General features: G+C 42.3%; 14 protein-coding genes. 1 reads left to right on the top strand and 13 read right to left on the bottom strand.

Annotation, left to right across the window (positions count from 1 at the left end; all coding sequences use genetic code 11):
• Positions 1-81: 81 nt before the first annotated feature.
• The 4 genes from HUZ36_RS12755 to HUZ36_RS12740 all read right to left on the bottom strand — a co-directional run bounded on the left by HUZ36_RS12755 (position 82) and on the right by HUZ36_RS12740 (position 5,775).
• Positions 82-621, bottom strand: a complete 540-nt coding sequence (locus tag HUZ36_RS12755; protein WP_128732785.1) for a hypothetical protein — start codon at positions 619-621, stop codon at positions 82-84.
• 10 nt (positions 622-631) lie between these two features.
• Entirely contained in the window at positions 632-814 is a 183-nt protein-coding gene (locus HUZ36_RS12750) for a hypothetical protein (protein WP_128732786.1), read from the bottom strand.
• A 617-nt stretch (positions 815-1,431) separates the two neighbouring features.
• Positions 1,432-4,560 (bottom strand): lantibiotic dehydratase, encoded by a 3,129-nt coding sequence (locus tag HUZ36_RS12745; protein ID WP_176033042.1) that lies wholly within the window; start codon positions 4,558-4,560, stop codon positions 1,432-1,434.
• A 9-nt stretch (positions 4,561-4,569) separates the two neighbouring features.
• Entirely contained in the window at positions 4,570-5,775 is a 1,206-nt protein-coding gene (locus HUZ36_RS12740) for a lanthionine synthetase C family protein (protein WP_176033041.1), read from the bottom strand.
• A 402-nt stretch (positions 5,776-6,177) separates the two neighbouring features.
• Between HUZ36_RS12740 and HUZ36_RS12735 the strand changes: the two genes are divergently transcribed.
• Positions 6,178-6,378 carry a hypothetical protein gene (locus HUZ36_RS12735; protein ID WP_147388751.1) on the top strand — a complete coding sequence of 67 codons (201 nt, stop codon included), beginning with the start codon at positions 6,178-6,180 and terminating at the stop codon, positions 6,376-6,378.
• Positions 6,379-6,436: 58 nt separating this feature from the next.
• On the opposite strand, the gene HUZ36_RS12730 is transcribed toward HUZ36_RS12735, so the two are convergent.
• The 9 genes from HUZ36_RS12730 to HUZ36_RS12690 form a co-directional block, all read right to left on the bottom strand.
• Positions 6,437-7,186: an outer membrane lipoprotein-sorting protein gene (locus HUZ36_RS12730; RefSeq protein ID WP_176033040.1), complete on the bottom strand. Its 750-nt coding sequence runs from the start codon at positions 7,184-7,186 to the stop codon at positions 6,437-6,439.
• Positions 7,179-8,393 (bottom strand): ABC transporter permease, encoded by a 1,215-nt coding sequence (locus HUZ36_RS12725; RefSeq protein WP_176033039.1) that lies wholly within the window; start codon positions 8,391-8,393, stop codon positions 7,179-7,181. The genes HUZ36_RS12730 and HUZ36_RS12725 overlap by 8 nt, the downstream gene beginning before the upstream one ends.
• Positions 8,393-9,088 carry an ABC transporter ATP-binding protein gene (locus tag HUZ36_RS12720; protein WP_128732792.1) on the bottom strand — a complete coding sequence of 232 codons (696 nt, stop codon included), beginning with the start codon at positions 9,086-9,088 and terminating at the stop codon, positions 8,393-8,395. Before HUZ36_RS12720 ends, HUZ36_RS12725 begins: the two co-directional genes overlap by 1 nt.
• Positions 9,088-9,618, bottom strand: a complete 531-nt coding sequence (locus tag HUZ36_RS12715) for a hypothetical protein (protein WP_128732793.1) — start codon at positions 9,616-9,618, stop codon at positions 9,088-9,090. The genes HUZ36_RS12720 and HUZ36_RS12715 overlap by 1 nt, the downstream gene beginning before the upstream one ends.
• Before the next feature lie 446 nt (positions 9,619-10,064).
• Positions 10,065-10,835 (bottom strand): LytR/AlgR family response regulator transcription factor, encoded by a 771-nt coding sequence (locus HUZ36_RS12710; protein WP_176033038.1) that lies wholly within the window; start codon positions 10,833-10,835, stop codon positions 10,065-10,067.
• Positions 10,819-11,841: a sensor histidine kinase gene (locus HUZ36_RS12705; RefSeq protein WP_176033037.1), complete on the bottom strand. Its 1,023-nt coding sequence runs from the start codon at positions 11,839-11,841 to the stop codon at positions 10,819-10,821. The genes HUZ36_RS12710 and HUZ36_RS12705 overlap by 17 nt, the downstream gene beginning before the upstream one ends.
• A 26-nt stretch (positions 11,842-11,867) precedes the next feature.
• Positions 11,868-13,010: a hypothetical protein gene (locus HUZ36_RS12700; RefSeq protein ID WP_176033036.1), complete on the bottom strand. Its 1,143-nt coding sequence runs from the start codon at positions 13,008-13,010 to the stop codon at positions 11,868-11,870.
• A 128-nt stretch (positions 13,011-13,138) separates the two neighbouring features.
• Positions 13,139-15,283, bottom strand: coding sequence for a peptidase domain-containing ABC transporter (locus HUZ36_RS12695; RefSeq protein ID WP_128732334.1), 2,145 nt, complete (start codon positions 15,281-15,283; stop codon positions 13,139-13,141).
• Between the two features lie 17 nt (positions 15,284-15,300).
• Positions 15,301-16,545, bottom strand: coding sequence for an HlyD family secretion protein (locus HUZ36_RS12690; RefSeq protein WP_125250817.1), 1,245 nt, complete (start codon positions 16,543-16,545; stop codon positions 15,301-15,303).
• Positions 16,546-16,650: the final 105 nt, after the last annotated feature.

Raw genomic sequence — 16,650 nt, 5'->3', positions numbered from 1 at the left:
AGTAACACAGCGCAAAAGACTATTAGTTTAAAAAACCACCAAACAACAAAGAGAACAATATATTAACTAATGCAACAAATATCATACGCAACCATGGTTATCCTCCTTGATATTTATACCAATTTTTGATTGCCATTCAAATGAAGCATCGTTAGCTACAAATGTATAATTTCCTTTTTCTTTACTCTGGATCACGATATTTGCAGACATTCCCCTATTACACAACGTTACTAATTGTCCAACCTTAAAACTTTCATCAGCGTTATCTGGCATCCTGATAACGCCATAAATTGTTTTGCTTTTCAGTTTCATAAGTAAATCTCCAGAGTTAAACCTTTGTTGAGCAAGACTATGCTGCCTTGTCCATTTGACTAAACTCGGAGATGTAGCAACTATTTTCTTTTCTTCATTTTTTTCATTGAGATATTTAATTAGAATATCCCCTTCAAAAACCTCTACATTTTCCGACGCTAAAAACTCAAAGTCTATTGCATTCTCATACGCATATACGAGTTCGATTCTAGGTGGCTCTACCTCAATAATGATGGATGGTGAAGTAGAAGCAGAAGCCATCAAAGAATACGCCGTGAACCCTCCAAATAATGTTTTTCTTACATTCATTGCTAGACTTCTAAAGCTGAGGCTTTGTTAAAGAGTTGGAGTGATACGGATCAGGCTCAGGTTGACTGATATGTGACGTAGTCTTAATACCATCAGTATTACCACCTGCAATCTTTTTAGTCATCGATCCATCGATATGAGCTTTATCGTTTAACTGTTTTAAGTTTTTCTTTATAAGTTTTAATTTAAGCATGACGTCTACACCTTTTATTTATGTTTATTTTTGTAGTTTTAGTCTCAATCAGCCTTGAACCTTTATGAGAGCCATTAAAGAGTACAAACAAAGTGTAAAAAATGGTAATTATCAATCCTTAGAAAGGCTTAAGCTAATGATACTTATGCTTTTATTCTGGTTTCAAGATAATGTTTAATATGATTTCTTTGGTGAGTTTATACAGCAATATTAATGAATATTTGCAAAAGTTAGGTTGTGTTATCAGCTTATTGTTGTGACCCTCTAACGCAACACATATTGGAACAAGCTCTATCACTACAAAAAGCATTCAGCTTAAGCTGCAAACAACTATTCCCTTTTTAATCACTGGTGTGAGCGCTAACGGTGTTGGGAACACCTTCAGTAACCAGCAGGAGTAAAGTAAAATTCATCATTACCGCAAGGTTCTCTGACTAGGCAAATTAAAGTAAATTTTGAAAAGTAATTGATTAACTGACTTTTTATCCAGCCTCAAGTTATCATCATTGAACTAGTATTGCTAAAGCTCACTTTGATTCATAGTGAAGGTAAAGCACCAACATGGTGCTTTACCTAGTGAAAAATACGAGAGAGTTGCGGCTAGACTTCCCTCTAATCTACAGACTTTTAGACTCAGAAAAATATTTTCTTCTTAGCATATCGTGGATCACAAACTCTTGCTCTCGGCCATATGCTTTGAACATACGGTTATTGTGCATATGCAGCAACGAGCTAAGCAATGAGTCCGTACTCAAATTCAGTTCACCGCTGCGCTCAAGCTCGAGGATCTCTTTTATCACCGGCTCAGCCTGTTTTTGCCAAGCTTCCAAAAGCGCTAAAATAGCTTGCTGGGTTTCATCACACTGAGCAAGTTGCGACACCTGTAACTTCACAAAGTCATCATCGAGTTGCGTTTGATGATCACGATAACGGTTCCCCAGCTGCTTTCTTAGCATGCTATTTTCATTGAACTCTTTGCCAAAGCCTGCCCTTAACGAGGAAATAAGGTTAAGCTTGCGCTCGGCATCATAGTCAAATAGCGAGAGTAATCTATCAGTACAAGCCAATGCGACACGCCAGCGAATATCTTCTCCAAACTCTTCGACTAATTGGCAGCTTTTGGCAATGAGTATACTGTCGAACATAAATAAGTTCTCAACTAACACCATAGACTGTGGACCGCCATAGCGTTCGACTTCTCGTTCATAAGTCATTAGCTCCACTTTGTGAAGTTGCGAGCTTTCGATCATTGGCGCCAGCAGCTGATTAAGCTTTGGCAGTAGCTCTCCACAAAGTACTTCTGGCTGACCATAAAAACGCAATCGTATATGCCAATCAGGATCGCCATAGCGAATGAAGAACCACTTCTCAAATAACGCGCTATTTTCTTCAATCAATGGTACTAGTTGTTCATATAGTAGCTGTTCGACAATCGTATTACCGGAATAAATCTTTAAACTCAGCCACTCTGAACCTGCACTAAAGCGCCGCGAAATAGGTGTTGCGGTAATATTTTCTAGCGGCTTTTCAATATAATGGCGATATGGTTTTGCTGTCTCTGTAAATAAAGGAACAATGATTTCATTGGCGTAGTGCCGACCTTGCTTATCGGTCACGCGGGACGTAAAGCGTGAAGTGAGTACTTCACTTAGTTCGACCACAGTGCGCCCTTTTGTCTCCATTAGCAGAATTTCGACCATGCTACTTTGATTTAAGTTCAAGGTGAGAATGTTGTCTCCAGCAGCAAAGCTTACCCAATCATCAAGGAGATACTGTGCTTTTAATTGTGCGAGTTTAGCACTATCTACTTGCTGGTTAACTAATATCGCCTCTAGTGCTTTACGTTCAACTCGCCACGTTTTTTCTTTTAAGATCAGGTTGTCCAGCATAATACGAGGTAAATAAGCTGCGCTACTCAAATTAGCTGGCATCGAAAACCTTGGAGGATCGGTTTCTTGATACTGCATCATACACAAGAATTTATAGGCACTGAGGCTTCTTGCTGAGAAGTTATGTGCACTCGAAAGCCTTGGGATCACTCGCTTATTTAGACGTTTACTCCAAAGTTTAACTTGTCTATTTTCCACCCATACATAAAGATCATGCAGAGGAATTTGGTATTCAGGGTCTAATACACTGTCCGCCATAAATACAATTTCGTATTGACGTAAGTGTGGTCGAGCGATGACGTTACCAGGACGTCCTTCAGGAACATGGACAATTTCGGCAAAAATTACGTCATCGCTATGGTTATGTTCTTGCGCTAAATGTGCGACTACCGACTTGTTTAACGTGTCATCTAGGTGACAAAAACGACCTAACAAGTTAGCCGCCGAAGGGCCATAGCAGCCATTTAGTTTGACTACTGAGTTTGACTTTTCGTCCTCAAAAAGGCTCAGCATAACCGCCATTGAGTAGGGGAATTGATAGTCGACCTTATTTTTTACTCGCTGTTTTAACTCACTGCTTTTTAGCACGATACAGTCTTTACCTAAATTACTGGGCATAGACACGGCTTGCTCAATAATAAAGTCCAACTCAGATTGGGTTTGCGTAGATGTCTGGTTACTGTTTGCTTTACCCAGCTGTAACCCCCCCACCAGCGGCGCATCATAGCCAGTCTCAGTTGAAACACTAATACCTGATTCGTCATCTAGTACCACATCTAATGGCACAAACTGCCCTTCAAATCGAGTGTTAAACTGATTGATAAACTTCTCTAGCGGATTATTTTGGCTCGTTTGACTCAAGCTTGTGATCAGCTGTAACTGCTTGGTGACTCTGCTCACCTCTTGTTGAGATAATTCGCACTCAATAAATGCACGATAAGTATCTGACTGAAAGAGTTTATTTTCCTGAACTTTGATGGGGAGTTCTGACAAGTAACGATAAATGTCATGATACTGTTGCGGACTTGCTTCCCCAGCTTCGTCCATTGCAGCCAAATCAGTAATGGCTTGTGATAATTTAGTTGTAATAGTTTCTGGTGCAAACTGCTGTAGCGCCTTTAAAAGTGCAGTGTCAGGGCTTTCACCCGTAAGCGGTAAAGGGATATTAGGCACAAGTACCCCTTCATCTATCAATGCTTCGAGATACTGAGTGACTTCCTCATACTCAGCATCAGGATAACGCAACTTAAATTGCTCAACTAACTGTGAAAAGCTCAGACCTTGCTTCGCCAAATCAAGCATCGTATTGAAATACTCGTCACTATCCACAGCGCTTAAACGATACTGCATCGCATCATCGGATAAATAAGTTTCAATATATCGGCATTGATCGGCAATAAAGTAATGTGACGGATTTGGGTGATACTGTAAGTTGTCTGATTTTGCTTCAGTGTCAGCAAGGTGTGAGCGTATTGCTGACAATAAGAACATGTCTAGGCGTGTTTTTCGTGTATCACGCTGTGCACTGTCACTGACTAAACGTGTTTCAGTACCTAGTTTGCCGGTATGGATCCCTGAAAACAATCCAAATGGTGTAGGCCTAGAAGACATACGTATTAAATATCGTAATAAGGCTAAGGCAACTTTTTTGCCTTGCTTGGAATGTGGCTTTTCACGCCATTGGTCCAACCGCTCCACCAATGACGGACTCGCCACATAGAGCGCTTCCATCACCCCAGGGGTTGCAAGCCATTGGCTTAGCATAAGGTTACTGTCTTGCTGATCAAATAATGTTTCAACTGGCAGCTTTGGTGCCCTTAATACAAAAAAAGAGTCTGTTGTTATTTTTGCTGACATCGTTATTCCTTAACTCATTAAGAGACAATCAGTCCAATCCAAGTTGTCGTCTAGCGCGCCGATGAGCGCAAGACCAATTCCGGCATAGCCCATTAAAAAACTAAAGTCTTGCTGATGATCTTGATCAACACCATTAAATGAATATAGTGCTTTAAGACCGCTTTCTTCATACTTGGCAAGGCCATAATCAAGCCATGTTTGCGCTGCTTGTAGTAATTTTGGATGTGGCATTTCTTGATTTAGGCGCTGATAAATTGTCACCAAACCAAAAAAGCCATGACAAAGGCCAGCATCATTAATATGACCTTGCTCTGCATCTCTGTCGACATTAAAAAGCGCAATCTCTAGCGCACGATCAAGATAACTGGGTTTATCCAAAGCATGCCCAGCTCTGGCCAAGGTCAGTGCAATGGTTAAATCACCGTAACACCAACCTAAACGAGATTCATGCTTGTCGCCAGCACAAGAACCAAAACAAGCAGCCCTATCTGTGGCATGCGTTTGTTGCTCTAGCAACCAATCACAGCTGTTGATAATCAAGGTTTGAGCGCGTGACTTGGTCTTCTCATCTTGTAATGCTGGAAGTAACGCAGCAATAATACCGGGTACACCGTGCGCAAGTCCCAAGTTAAATTCAGGTGCCGTCGTATCATCCTTATCAAATCGAAATACCGACTGTGCAGGTTGAGACCAAGCGGTGTGTTGCTCATTGATGTTAACAGCTACCGACTCATAACCAGTCACAACTCTGTCTAATAAAACGGTCTGAGTGGTTTGTTTTGCTCTTCTGGCAATGTAAGGAGAATATCCACCCAGCCCGAGTACCATTTCTACTTCCCCCGTCCACGGGGTGAAATCTAGAGCTGCAGCAAAAAAGCTATCAATTTCTTCGAGTAATTCGGGGTCGTACTCTTCGCTGTTAGACTGGTTCAGATACTCTAAAAGCCAGGCTTGACCTGCAAGCCCTGAGCTCAATTCGGGCGTTTGTTCAGCCAGCTCATGTTGCAACCGCTCGAGAGCCTGATGAAACTGCACTTCATCGACCCAATCGTCACAGCACTCTGATGCGCGGTACAAAAATAATAAGTGGCCAGCCAATCCACTGAGTAGCCCATTACTCATTACATTTGTTAGATCGGATTCGACCAACTTCACCAAATCACCAATAAGAGATTGTATTATATGCTTTTTTTCTAAATCTATTGGAAGCAGCATGGTTATCCTTGTTAACACAAAATGGTAGTATTATTTGTCTTCACTATAGGTAACTTAACCTGTTATGTGAATAAACTCAAATGCTGATTCTAACCACATAACTCACACCATACATACAAAAAAAACCAAAATTAAACATAAAGAACAAAATTAAAAAAACAAATCAAAAGTGTTGACAAACCCCAAATGAGGGACTAGTTTAATTTTTGACCACTCAAGTTTGAGTGATTAAAAAGGATATTTACAAAAGGATTTTTCATCTACTTAACTTGGGTTTGGATAGGACGTATGTATTTTCAGGTTCGCCTTATACGATGGCTTTATCTAGCCAAAGTACGTTTTTATTAGGCGAAGTAATAACTATTTCAAATCTAGGTTGCTAATTTTGGTAAGGAAAAACACATGAAATTACAATTAAACAAAAAAAATATTAAAGCACTTTCAAATGATGGTAAGTCAGTACCAGCAGCGATGACACCGCAAGTTGTTGGTGGAAATATGCAGCCACTTTCACCTGTTGGTAGTAACTATTGTAGTGATGATTACAACTGTTGGACAGGTAGACCTCGTTCATGTCGCGAGCACACTTGTCAAATGGAATAATCGGTCACGGTATATACAAGTAGAGGTAATCCTCTACTTGTATTTGAACTCTGGTGATTTAAAAGCGTAAATCATTGCGGATCAGTATTTGCGGGTTAAAGAATTTTTCTGCAAGAGTTATCGCTTCAAAATCTTGATACTCCACTTGGGTCATTTTATTACGCTGTACCTTATCTCTGATTAGCATGCTGCCCACCCGCTCACCTCGAGCCGTAAAATTGACCGTTTTAGCCAAACGTCCTGAACTTAAAAACATCTCTGCCTGCTTTGGAAAAAAGTTCTCTTTAGCCACTAACAGCTTAATGGTCTGATAACTCACCTTCTCATGCTTTGCTTGCAATGTCATTTCTATACCTTGGGCGTTATGATGATGTGTGACGACTTGATAATCATCACTCCAGCGCATGGTAGCGATATCTCCGATTGCAGCCTCACCGAGGAGCTTTTGCATCGGAGTGATCCGAATTGGGCGTCTACTTTTTGGTAAAAACATCCAGTAATCATTGCCCTTCATCAGTACTTTTTGGCCTAGCTCAGACTTACTTTTATAAATAACTAATGCACGCTGTTGTGACTGAGTATAAACGTCAAATTCACGGACTGTTAGAAGTTGCTCAGCTTCATACTGACTCACCTTAATCGCTACTTTCGCATTGTCATATTTACTACGAAATTGATCCGCTTGATTCAGAGCATCGGCTATAGCTTGTTTGCTAAGCGCTTGCTCACTCTCCTGCTCTTGCGCCCAACTAGTATTACTGGCACTCAATAACATCAATAACATGGCTAAAATAACTGAGTTAAACATGACTTAATGCCTCCACAATCGTATTTTTACAACCTTGATGTGCAGCTCTAAGTGCTGCCAACACCGAAATAACCAAAATTGCCACCGCACTCATCAACGCGATATGCCATGAGAATAACACCACCAGAGGATACCCCTGCTCACTACCAGGAGGGGGAGGCATCTCGATACCTAACATCATAATGACTAGACTTACTAGCCATGCAGCCACAACTCCAATCACCACGCCGATTAGTGCAATAGTGACCGCCTCCAGAGTAAAGTTGCGTAAAATTTCAGATTGATATATCCCAAGCGCTCTTAATGTGCCAATCTCTCGGGTACGCTCGGCAACAGACAGCGTCATCGTATTCGACACTGCAAACAACACTAACAACACCAGCATGACTCCAAGCAAACCAAATATACGGTTATACAGTGACTGAACCGATTGATAGTAAAACGCTTTATCCCACCAAGGTGTAAAAGCATAATCCTGTTCAAGCTGCTGATAGTGAGACATCGTTTCTGCTGTAGCCGCTAAGTCAAACAAATAGACTGACAGTGAACTTATTTTTGTTGTATTAAGTAGAGCTTGTGCTTGATCTAACGCGGCATAGAGCTGACGCTTATCAAGTTCTGGGATCCCAGTGGTGTAGATCCCAATCACTTCGAAATCAACGGCATTCAAGGCACCACTTGTCGTTGTGGTCATCAACGTGACGACATCACCTATGGAGATCTTTAGGCTTTTTGCCAACCCCTTCGCCAACAACAATTGTGGTAGCGCCTGAGGATCGGTGTACGATGATAATAACCGCCCCTCCAACAAACTGAAGATTGGCCCTTTGACCATAAACTCTTCACTGTCTACTCCAAGACCCATAAATATTAAGCTTTTATCACCGTTTGAAGCCAAACCACTAAACTTCACTCGAGGTAATGCCGCTTTTACCGCTTCATCAGCATTCAGCGCAGTATGTAGCGAGCTAATATCTCCAAGCCCATATTGCAAAGGCATGTCTTCCTCTAATTCATGGTTTTGATGCGTCACAATAAAGTTTCCCTCATCTCGCGCTGCTTTTTCTGCGAGTGACTGATAAGTAAACAACGCAAAACCAGAGGTTGTTAATATGGCAACCATCGCCACCGCTATGATAGTCACCGCCAATATTGAGCGGCGCATATTTCTAATTACATTTAACAAAGCAAAGTAACACCAGCGCATTATCCAGCCCTCCAAAACGAGTTTGTCGTAGTCACTTGTTGTAATTCACCATCTTGTAAATTGAATCGACGAGTAAAGCGATGTAGCATCCTATCGTCATGGGTTGCCATTAAAAAAGTCGTGCCATACTGCTGACCTAGCGCCGCCATCATGTCCATAACCAGGTTCGCGGTGGTGGTATCCAAATTTGCGGTCGGTTCATCTGCTATCACTAACTTTGGTCGCTTTACCAGTGCTCTTGCGATAGCAACTCGTTGCTGCTGGCCACCAGAAAGCTGATCAGGTCGTTTATTAATATGGTCTTTTAATCCTACCTGTACTGCCATTTTCGCAGCCAGTTCCAGCCGTTGTGCACTGGGCATATTTAACATCATCAGTGGCAGCTCTATGTTTTCTAATACCGTCATCACCGGCACTAAGTTGTATCGCTGGAAGATAAACCCAATATGTGCTCGGCGTATTTGTGTTAATGAATCTGCACACTTAGGAACAATTTGACCATCTAAGGACAACTCCCCTTGGTAATCGCTATCTAACAGGCCGCAAATGTTTAATAGGGTTGATTTTCCGCTACCTGACGGCCCACACAATGCCACGGACTCACCAACATTAATCTCTGCCGATACCTCTTGAAGTGCAGTATGTGGCTGACCATTATCATTATAAGTTTTATGGATCTGTGTAAATTTCAGCATTATTCACCTGCCAGCTCAGAGTCTAGTAACGCCGTGTATTGCTGAAACTTTTGCTTATTTTGGAGACGCTTCGCCCCTGCGATGGCGCATCGTATGGCTTGGCGCTCTGTCGGTGCGGCTGCTATTACCTGATCGAGTAGAAACATCCCTTGCTGATGCCGGTGTAAAGTCTCTGGTAATCTGACAAAAGTACATCCAGCAACGATAGCAATTTGCTTTTGCGCTTGTTGCGGTAATGTTTGTCCTTGTTTTAGCGCTTTCGCTACTGTACTTGCACCACGTTCAGCTTGTTGCAATTTTTGCCAAGGAGAATCTATAAACTGTGCTTTTGCTGCTTGTAAGCTGCCAAGAAGCGCCAATGTAAGTGGGCTTTGGGCTTGCTTATATACTTGCTGCAATTGTGCTATTGCGGTTTGATTTTGTAATTTATCGCCTTGTATGCCTTGGCGATAAACCGCACTGACATCGATATTCGCAAACGCTGATGTACTTGCTATTACACCCAATATTAATAGTATTTTTGTTTTCACTTTGTATGTCCTCACCTGCTGTTGATGAGGTCAGTGTATGTGGTTTACACAGTGCGGTGGGGTTGAAGTGATAAAGTGTAAAAAAAGCGGATAAATGGCAATATTGGCCGATAAGTGCATTGTCTGCTTTTATACCAACTTTCTTAATTAAGTGGTCTATTTTGAGGTGAGAAAATCTTGTCGATAACACCGCTTCCGCGTCCTGCTCACGCCGAGGTACCTACGTCCTGTAGGCAAGGCAAAAATTTTGCTATTTAGTTGTTCTAAATAAGAAATTTTTAACGCTGTTAGCGTCAGATTTACTCCTTCAAATTGAGCAAGTATTTAGTCAAATTGGTATTACCTTGTGGGTAACAAGACAAGCTAGACACTTAGGTTCGGCCGTATAATCACTAGAGAAGAAGCAGTGCCAAACCGAGGTTGGCACATGTTAGCAGGGTGTTTGCTCACATTTGTTTAAATAAGCTTTGATATTTTCGGCTCACTGCCAGCTGCGTGGGTTCATTTTTCAGGTGCACATGTACATGACCTAACTCGTCTCTTTCGACCTTATCAATTTGGCTTACCCTAACAATACAATTGCGGTGGATCCGCCAAAAGTGCTCCGCTGCTAAGCGGGTTTCTAATTCGCTGATCGGTGTCTTTATCAAATACTTCTCACCGGCACTCGACACTTCCGTATATTTATTATCGGCAATAAAATAATCCACGGCATTAATATCTAGCATGTGTATCGAGCCACCTTTATTGGCGCGGATCCATTGCAAATAATCATTCGCTGTTGGCGGCGTTAATGAGGCCAACAACTGTTGGAGCTGCACCTGTTGCGAGCTTGCTTGCAATAGCCGCTGTTTTATTCGTTCGATGGTCTTTTGTAGCCTGTCATTACTGATGGGCTTAAGTACGTAGTCTAATGCTTGATGTTCAAATGCTGAAATAGCATATTCATCATAAGCGGTCACAAACACAATAAGCGGCCGGTGCGTAGCTTGCTGATTAATCAAAGCTGCCACTTCTAAACCAGTTTTTGCTGGCATATTAATATCGAGAAATAACACGTCCGGTTGTAGTGTTTCGCTAAGAGCCAGCGCTTCCTCACCGTTGGCAGCTTGCGCAATGATATTAAGTTCAGGCCAAGTTTCTGCTAATTTTGCTTGTAAATGCGCGCGTAAGATCGCTTCGTCATCGGCAATAACGGCTTTATACTGCTGAGCCATTGAAAGGTACCTCCAGTTTTACCAAAAATGTTTCTTGTTGTTGTGAAATGTCGATATGGCCACTTCCTTGATAAATCTGTTGTAACCTACATTTTATATTATCAAGCGCTACTCCGTTGCCCGACTTTTGACTCCCCTCAGCAAGCATACTATTTTCGATAACGATGAGTAGGCGTGTACTGTCTTGGGATAGCAAACGTATGGTTATTTTTCCTCCATACGGTAGTTGCTCAATACCATGGATCACCGCATTTTCAATCAAAGGCTGCAATAACATGGGAGGAAATTGTGTTGCTAAAGAGACAGTGTCGGCAACGGTTATCTCAGTATCCAGTCGCTCGCCAAGCCGTACCGCTTGAATAGCTAAATATGCCCTGATAAATGCCAACTCATCTTCAAGTGAGACCCAAGCACGGCGAGCATGAGTAAGACTTTGCCTAAGTAACGCAGTCAAGGCATTGAGCATATCATTGGCTTGTTTAGGATCGATGTCTATCAGCGCTTGAATGGTGGCAAGAGTATTAAATAAAAAATGTGGCTCCATTTGTGACTGTAATAGCTTAAGCTCAGTCTCAGCGAGCACCTTTTCATGTTTTGCTTGGTCAAGCTCAGCTTGCAATAGCGCTTTTTTCAGTGCCATGGTTTGCTCAGTGCGGTAATAAACAAAACTAATCACCACAGTAAAAAAGCCTCCCATAGCCACTATGCCTATGTATTGGCGCAAATTATGTTGATAAACAGTTTGTGCCCATCCCATTAATAAAGGCGCGCTTCCCCACAAAACAAGCGCGATAAAGATAGCGCTGACAAACTGTACAGATAGAGGCATATTGGTATAGTTTTTACTTAACCAATAACGTGTTAGCCGGATTGTAAAACCAATCCCAACAGAAACGAATAAGCTAATTGATAAATACGCTGACCACCCCATTAGGTAGATAAGCACACCTATCATGCAGCAAATAGTAAATAACAGGCCATGACGACGCAGTAAATTTACCAACAATGATGATCCCAACATAATGATTGTTATTATAATTTTATCTCAAGGCTCAAATAAGCCACCTGCTGCTGACCTAATTGACCATAAATACTAAGCGCGCTTCCCAAATAACGGCGAGCACCGGCGCAGAACTGACGTCCCTGAATTTGAGAGTAACATAACTTACCATCGATAAACATACTGCTATCTTGGGGGTTGAGCACTGCCGTAAAACTCGGTTGCCAAGATTTATCATGGCCTCGCACATGCAGCATCAAATTATGTTGAAACAAGTTTTGTGTCGCATAGTGGCCTCGTAGTGAGGCACTTCCCATCTCCAAGACTTGACGCCATTGATGTTGCTTTGGTGCACGACCATCAAACCAGTACTCTGCAATGATGTTCACCCTCGCCATCATGCTGTGATTTACCCCAATCAGTGCCTGCAAACTATTTTCATGCCAAGTAGTTTGTGTCCACGCGTTATTCAATCCACGTTTAAATGTCGGAGATTGATAACGAGATTGCCACAATAACGAGCCATATAAAGCGGTTGCCTCACGCAACACAGTAACTGCACTGCCTCCAACTCGCCACCCCATACGACGGTCAAAATGCGCGATAAACTGAGATTCAACATTATCAAAATAATGATAATATCGACCGCCACAACCTAACGATGATGTTGTGGCTCGCCCCTTGTCTAAATATAACCGTTTGCTTTCATTACATAATAAGCTGACATTACCACGCTGTGTAAAATAATCTCCAGCCACTACATAACTACCTGGAGGAACCGCTGTATACAGCGCGAGGGACTTAGTCGGCGAAAACAGGTCCAAAGGACGAAAACCATAACCTACTCCCCAATCGACTTTCTTTTTACCTACAGAGCCAAACCACTGAGCTAACGAGAAGTCGTAATAGGCTTCTGAAATCGTAAATTTTGTTTCAGTGCGCTGCTGTTTAGTCATACTAAAGGTGGTCGCCACCCTCACACCGCCCGCTTCATAATCCACGTCTAAAGCAGCAAACGATAAATGAGCATCTGTCGTTTTAAAGAATTGACTATGATCAGCCTGGCTATATTGTTGCTGGGCTCGTAACGTAGTATTGAGCTGCGCACCAGCAAAAGCCGGATTTAGTAGACTAAGCGTTAGTATCAGAAAAAAGCATCGTTGGTATATATACATCGTTATTACCTCCAAGTTGATGGAGGTAAAATAACGCTGTAGCAGGTGAATTTGTGATCTAACCGACGAAAGGGCAATAACTCGGATAAATGGTTACCAAGCAAGATAAAGCGAGCACGGCGCTCGCATTATTCAGAGTCGGTCGTTGAGGTGTGCTCCTCATCCTCATGGTGCTCAGGTTTTTTCAGCTTTATCTCTCTATCTGCCGAGGCAATGGTTTCCTTGCGGTGTGCGATGATCACCCGAGTGATTTTCAAGCGCGAGACGGCATCATTAATATCTTCTTCCAGTCCAGTATCTAGATGACTTGTGGCCTCGTCCATAAATAAAATTTTTGGATCTTTATATAAGGCGCGAGCGAGAATGATCCGCTGCTTTTGACCGCCAGATAAACTCGACCCCATATCACCAATCAAGCTGTCATAACCCATTGGCATTTCACTAATATCGTCATGAATTGCGGCAAGTTGAGCACAGTGCACTACCTTTTCCATATTAATTGGGGAATCAAAAAACGCGATATTGTCTGCAACAGTGCCTGATAACAGCTCATCATCTTGCATCACCGCAGCTATTTGTTGGCGATATTGTCTTGCACCGATTTGACTCAGTGGCACACCATCAACCACTATTTCACCGCTTGAGGGCTTATTCAATCCAAGCATCAGCTTGAGTAATGTCGACTTACCACAACCTGAAGGCCCAGTGATCGCCACTGACTCCCCCGCATGAACCGTTAAATTTAGTTTATCAATGACGTTTGGCGTTGCATCCGAATAGGAAAATGAGACATTTTTCACCTCGATTTTGCCTTCAATATTCAGTTTTCGATACTGATCTGGCTGTAACTCTTCTTTGTCGGTTAGTGCAATGTCAGCAATACGGTCGAAGTGCAAACCAAGCATCTTAAACTCAATTAACTTCTCAATAAGGTTTGCGGTTTTATCCATAAATTGGCGTTTATACGACATAAAAGCAAATAGCATCCCTGTACTAAACCCACCAGCAATCACCAAATGCGCGGCAAGGTAAACAACGATGATATTTTCAATCCCAAACAATGCCCGGTTGATAGCATCATAGCCAATTTTAAAGTTACCCAGACGTATATTATGATTAATTGCACTGGCATAGCGGTTTTGCCATTGCCCTTCTCGTTTTACCTCAGAGCCAAATAACTTGATGGTTTGGATCCCGCGTACCGTTTCCATGAAGTTTGAGTTTTCTTCTGCGCGCGCCATGATCTCCTGCTCGCTAATATTACGAAACGGCTTATACATGGCTATCCGGATTGCGGCATAGGCAATTACAGCGACTAGTACAACGGCGGATAACATCGGACTATAAAAGAAAATCATCGCCAATGTGATCACTGCCATTAAGCCATCAATAATGGCTTCTATCACCCCGGTGGTAAGTAACTGTTTGACCTGTTGTAATGAGCTAAATCGAGAAACCACATCTCCCATATGACGCTTTTCAAAGTAGGAAATAGGTAATCGCACTAGGTGATGAAACAGATTGGCACCCAACTGAATATTCATTTGGTTACCGAAATGCAGTAATGTAAAACCCCGCAGTGCATTCGTCGCGATTTCAAACACTAGCACCAAGAAAAAGCCAACGGCAAGTACTGTAAGCAGCGAGGTATCTCCGGTGAGAATAACATCATCTATCACCAACTGAATATAATACGGTGCTGCGAGCGTAAACACTTGCAACAAAATAGACAGCATAAAAATCAGCAGCAAAGAGCGCTTCAGTCCAGTGATCCGGCTCCAAAAATCAGAAAACCTTAGGCTTGCTTTTTTCTCTTTCTTTTCAAACTCTTTTGTTGGGGTAAGCTCAAGCGCAACACCGGTAAAATGCTTCGAAGCTTCTTCCATTGTGTAAGTTTTTTCACCACCGGCAGGGTCATGTATCACGATGCGCTTTTCATTTGCTTTTTTGAGCACCACAAAGTGATTCATATCCCAATGTAAAATGGCTGGCGCTTGCAAAGCATCAAGATCTTCTAGTTCAATTCGCAGTGGCCGTGAAGTTAAATGTAGCTTTTCAGCAAAGTGCATAATATCAAGCAGCGTACAGCCTTCTATTGAGATGCTAAAGCGTTGTCTAAGGCGTGTTAAGTCAGTGTGATGACCATGATACCCAGCGACCATTGCAAGGCTCGCTAGACCACATTCAGCAGCCTCAGACTGGATGATCACAGGTAAAGATTTTCGAGACCAGAACTCTAATTTACTGGCTGCGCCTTCATGTTCCATTTCCATATCAACCCTTCTACTACTTATAACTGGCCTTTAATACTAAACACTGGATCAAACAACCAACGCAACAATGACCGCTCTTCCACCACAATATCAGCATCTAATGTCATCCCTGCTCGCAAAGCCGTGTCTTTGCCATAAGCCTTAACCGCTTGCTCGTTAAGCGCAATCACTACCCGATAGGCAGGCTCTTGAATAATACCCGGCATATTGGTTTCTTCTGGTAAAATAACACTATTGCTCAGCTCAACTATCTTACCCTTATAAATACCAAACTTTTCATAAGGGAACGCATGATACCTAAGCTTAGTTTCTTGCCCCGCTTTGATAAAACCAAATGCCGATGTTGGAATATAGACTATCGCTTGCATGTCACTATGCTCGGGAATAATAGTCAGTAAGTGCTGCCCCATTGACACATTTTTACCCAGCTTTGCCAGTAACCCTGTTACCACTCCTGCTTGAGTTGCTCGGATCTCACCGAGTCGCGCTTGTTCGATAGAAGAGATTTGAATAAGTAAATCAGCTTGCTGGGATTGTAGTTGGGAAATTCGATTCTGATGCTCAATCGGTAGTTTGGCCAATTGGTTGCTAATGTTTTTCAGTTGCGACTCAAGCGCAATACGTTCAGAGCGGATCGAAGAAGACTGCTGCTTTAATGACAGCAAGGTGTCTTTTTGACGCTGTAACTCAAGTTCGGAGATATAACCCGTCCCCTTAAGGGTAGCGATTTGGGTGACTAACTCTTGATTAAGCAACAACCGCTCTTGAAAGGTACTCGCTTGGCTTTCAAGCTCTTTTAGTTTTTCTTTTGCCGTGTTCTCTTGCTGGCGCAACTCTGCTATATCTAATTGATATTGCTCACGCAGTTGCTCAATTTGCTGAAGTAAATTTTGTTGTTGAAAGCGATATTGATTGAGTAAAGCTTGGTTTAACTCGGTTGCTTCAGTGCTGTGCTTTGCCGAAGCGATACGCAGCAGCGGCTGCCCAGCAACGACCTTTTCACCTTCTTTGACCAGTACCTCTGAGACCACCCCTTGTTGCATCGCACCAACACGCAGCAGCCCTCCACTGGGCTCAATCACGCCAGATACACTTTCCTTTCTGGTATAGCTACCGTTTGACAAAAACACGAGACTCAAAATAACCACCGCTAAAATAAGCAATCCAAGTGTTTTAAAAACAGGTGGTTGAACTAAGCTGATCGTGCCCTCTAAGCGGTGCTGTTTATGCTCTAACACCTCGCGGCGAAATAAATTTTCCATAGCACTTATCGGGTAATATTATTGTTAATATTTTTTTATTGAAAATACAATGTACCACGAGTGGTTACAGAAAGGAATGAAATAAGGCAAGTCACGCTTGCCTTA

This window comes from Pseudoalteromonas sp. McH1-7, from assembly GCF_013366255.1.
GTDB classification, from domain to species: Bacteria; Pseudomonadota; Gammaproteobacteria; order Enterobacterales; family Alteromonadaceae; genus Pseudoalteromonas; species Pseudoalteromonas peptidolytica.
The sequence above is the reverse complement of the archived record's forward strand: the minus strand, read 5'-3'. Positions and strand labels throughout refer to the sequence as shown.

Excerpts from the sequence above, each read along its gene's own strand:
- HUZ36_RS12755 (WP_128732785.1), bottom strand. The coding sequence starts at position 621 with ATGAATGTAAGAAAAACATTATTTGGAGGGTTCACGGCGTATTCTTTG.
- HUZ36_RS12750 (WP_128732786.1), bottom strand. The coding sequence starts at position 814 with ATGCTTAAATTAAAACTTATAAAGAAAAACTTAAAACAGTTAAACGAT.
- HUZ36_RS12745 (WP_176033042.1), bottom strand. The coding sequence starts at position 4,560 with ATGTCAGCAAAAATAACAACAGACTCTTTTTTTGTATTAAGGGCACCA.
- HUZ36_RS12740 (WP_176033041.1), bottom strand. The coding sequence starts at position 5,775 with ATGCTGCTTCCAATAGATTTAGAAAAAAAGCATATAATACAATCTCTT.
- HUZ36_RS12735 (WP_147388751.1), top strand. The coding sequence starts at position 6,178 with ATGAAATTACAATTAAACAAAAAAAATATTAAAGCACTTTCAAATGAT.
- HUZ36_RS12730 (WP_176033040.1), bottom strand. The coding sequence starts at position 7,186 with ATGTTTAACTCAGTTATTTTAGCCATGTTATTGATGTTATTGAGTGCC.
- HUZ36_RS12725 (WP_176033039.1), bottom strand. The coding sequence starts at position 8,393 with ATGCGCTGGTGTTACTTTGCTTTGTTAAATGTAATTAGAAATATGCGC.
- HUZ36_RS12720 (WP_128732792.1), bottom strand. The coding sequence starts at position 9,088 with ATGCTGAAATTTACACAGATCCATAAAACTTATAATGATAATGGTCAG.
- HUZ36_RS12710 (WP_176033038.1), bottom strand. The coding sequence starts at position 10,835 with ATGGCTCAGCAGTATAAAGCCGTTATTGCCGATGACGAAGCGATCTTA.
- HUZ36_RS12700 (WP_176033036.1), bottom strand. The coding sequence starts at position 13,010 with ATGTATATATACCAACGATGCTTTTTTCTGATACTAACGCTTAGTCTA.
- HUZ36_RS12695 (WP_128732334.1), bottom strand. The coding sequence starts at position 15,283 with ATGGAAATGGAACATGAAGGCGCAGCCAGTAAATTAGAGTTCTGGTCT.
- HUZ36_RS12690 (WP_125250817.1), bottom strand. The coding sequence starts at position 16,545 with ATGGAAAATTTATTTCGCCGCGAGGTGTTAGAGCATAAACAGCACCGC.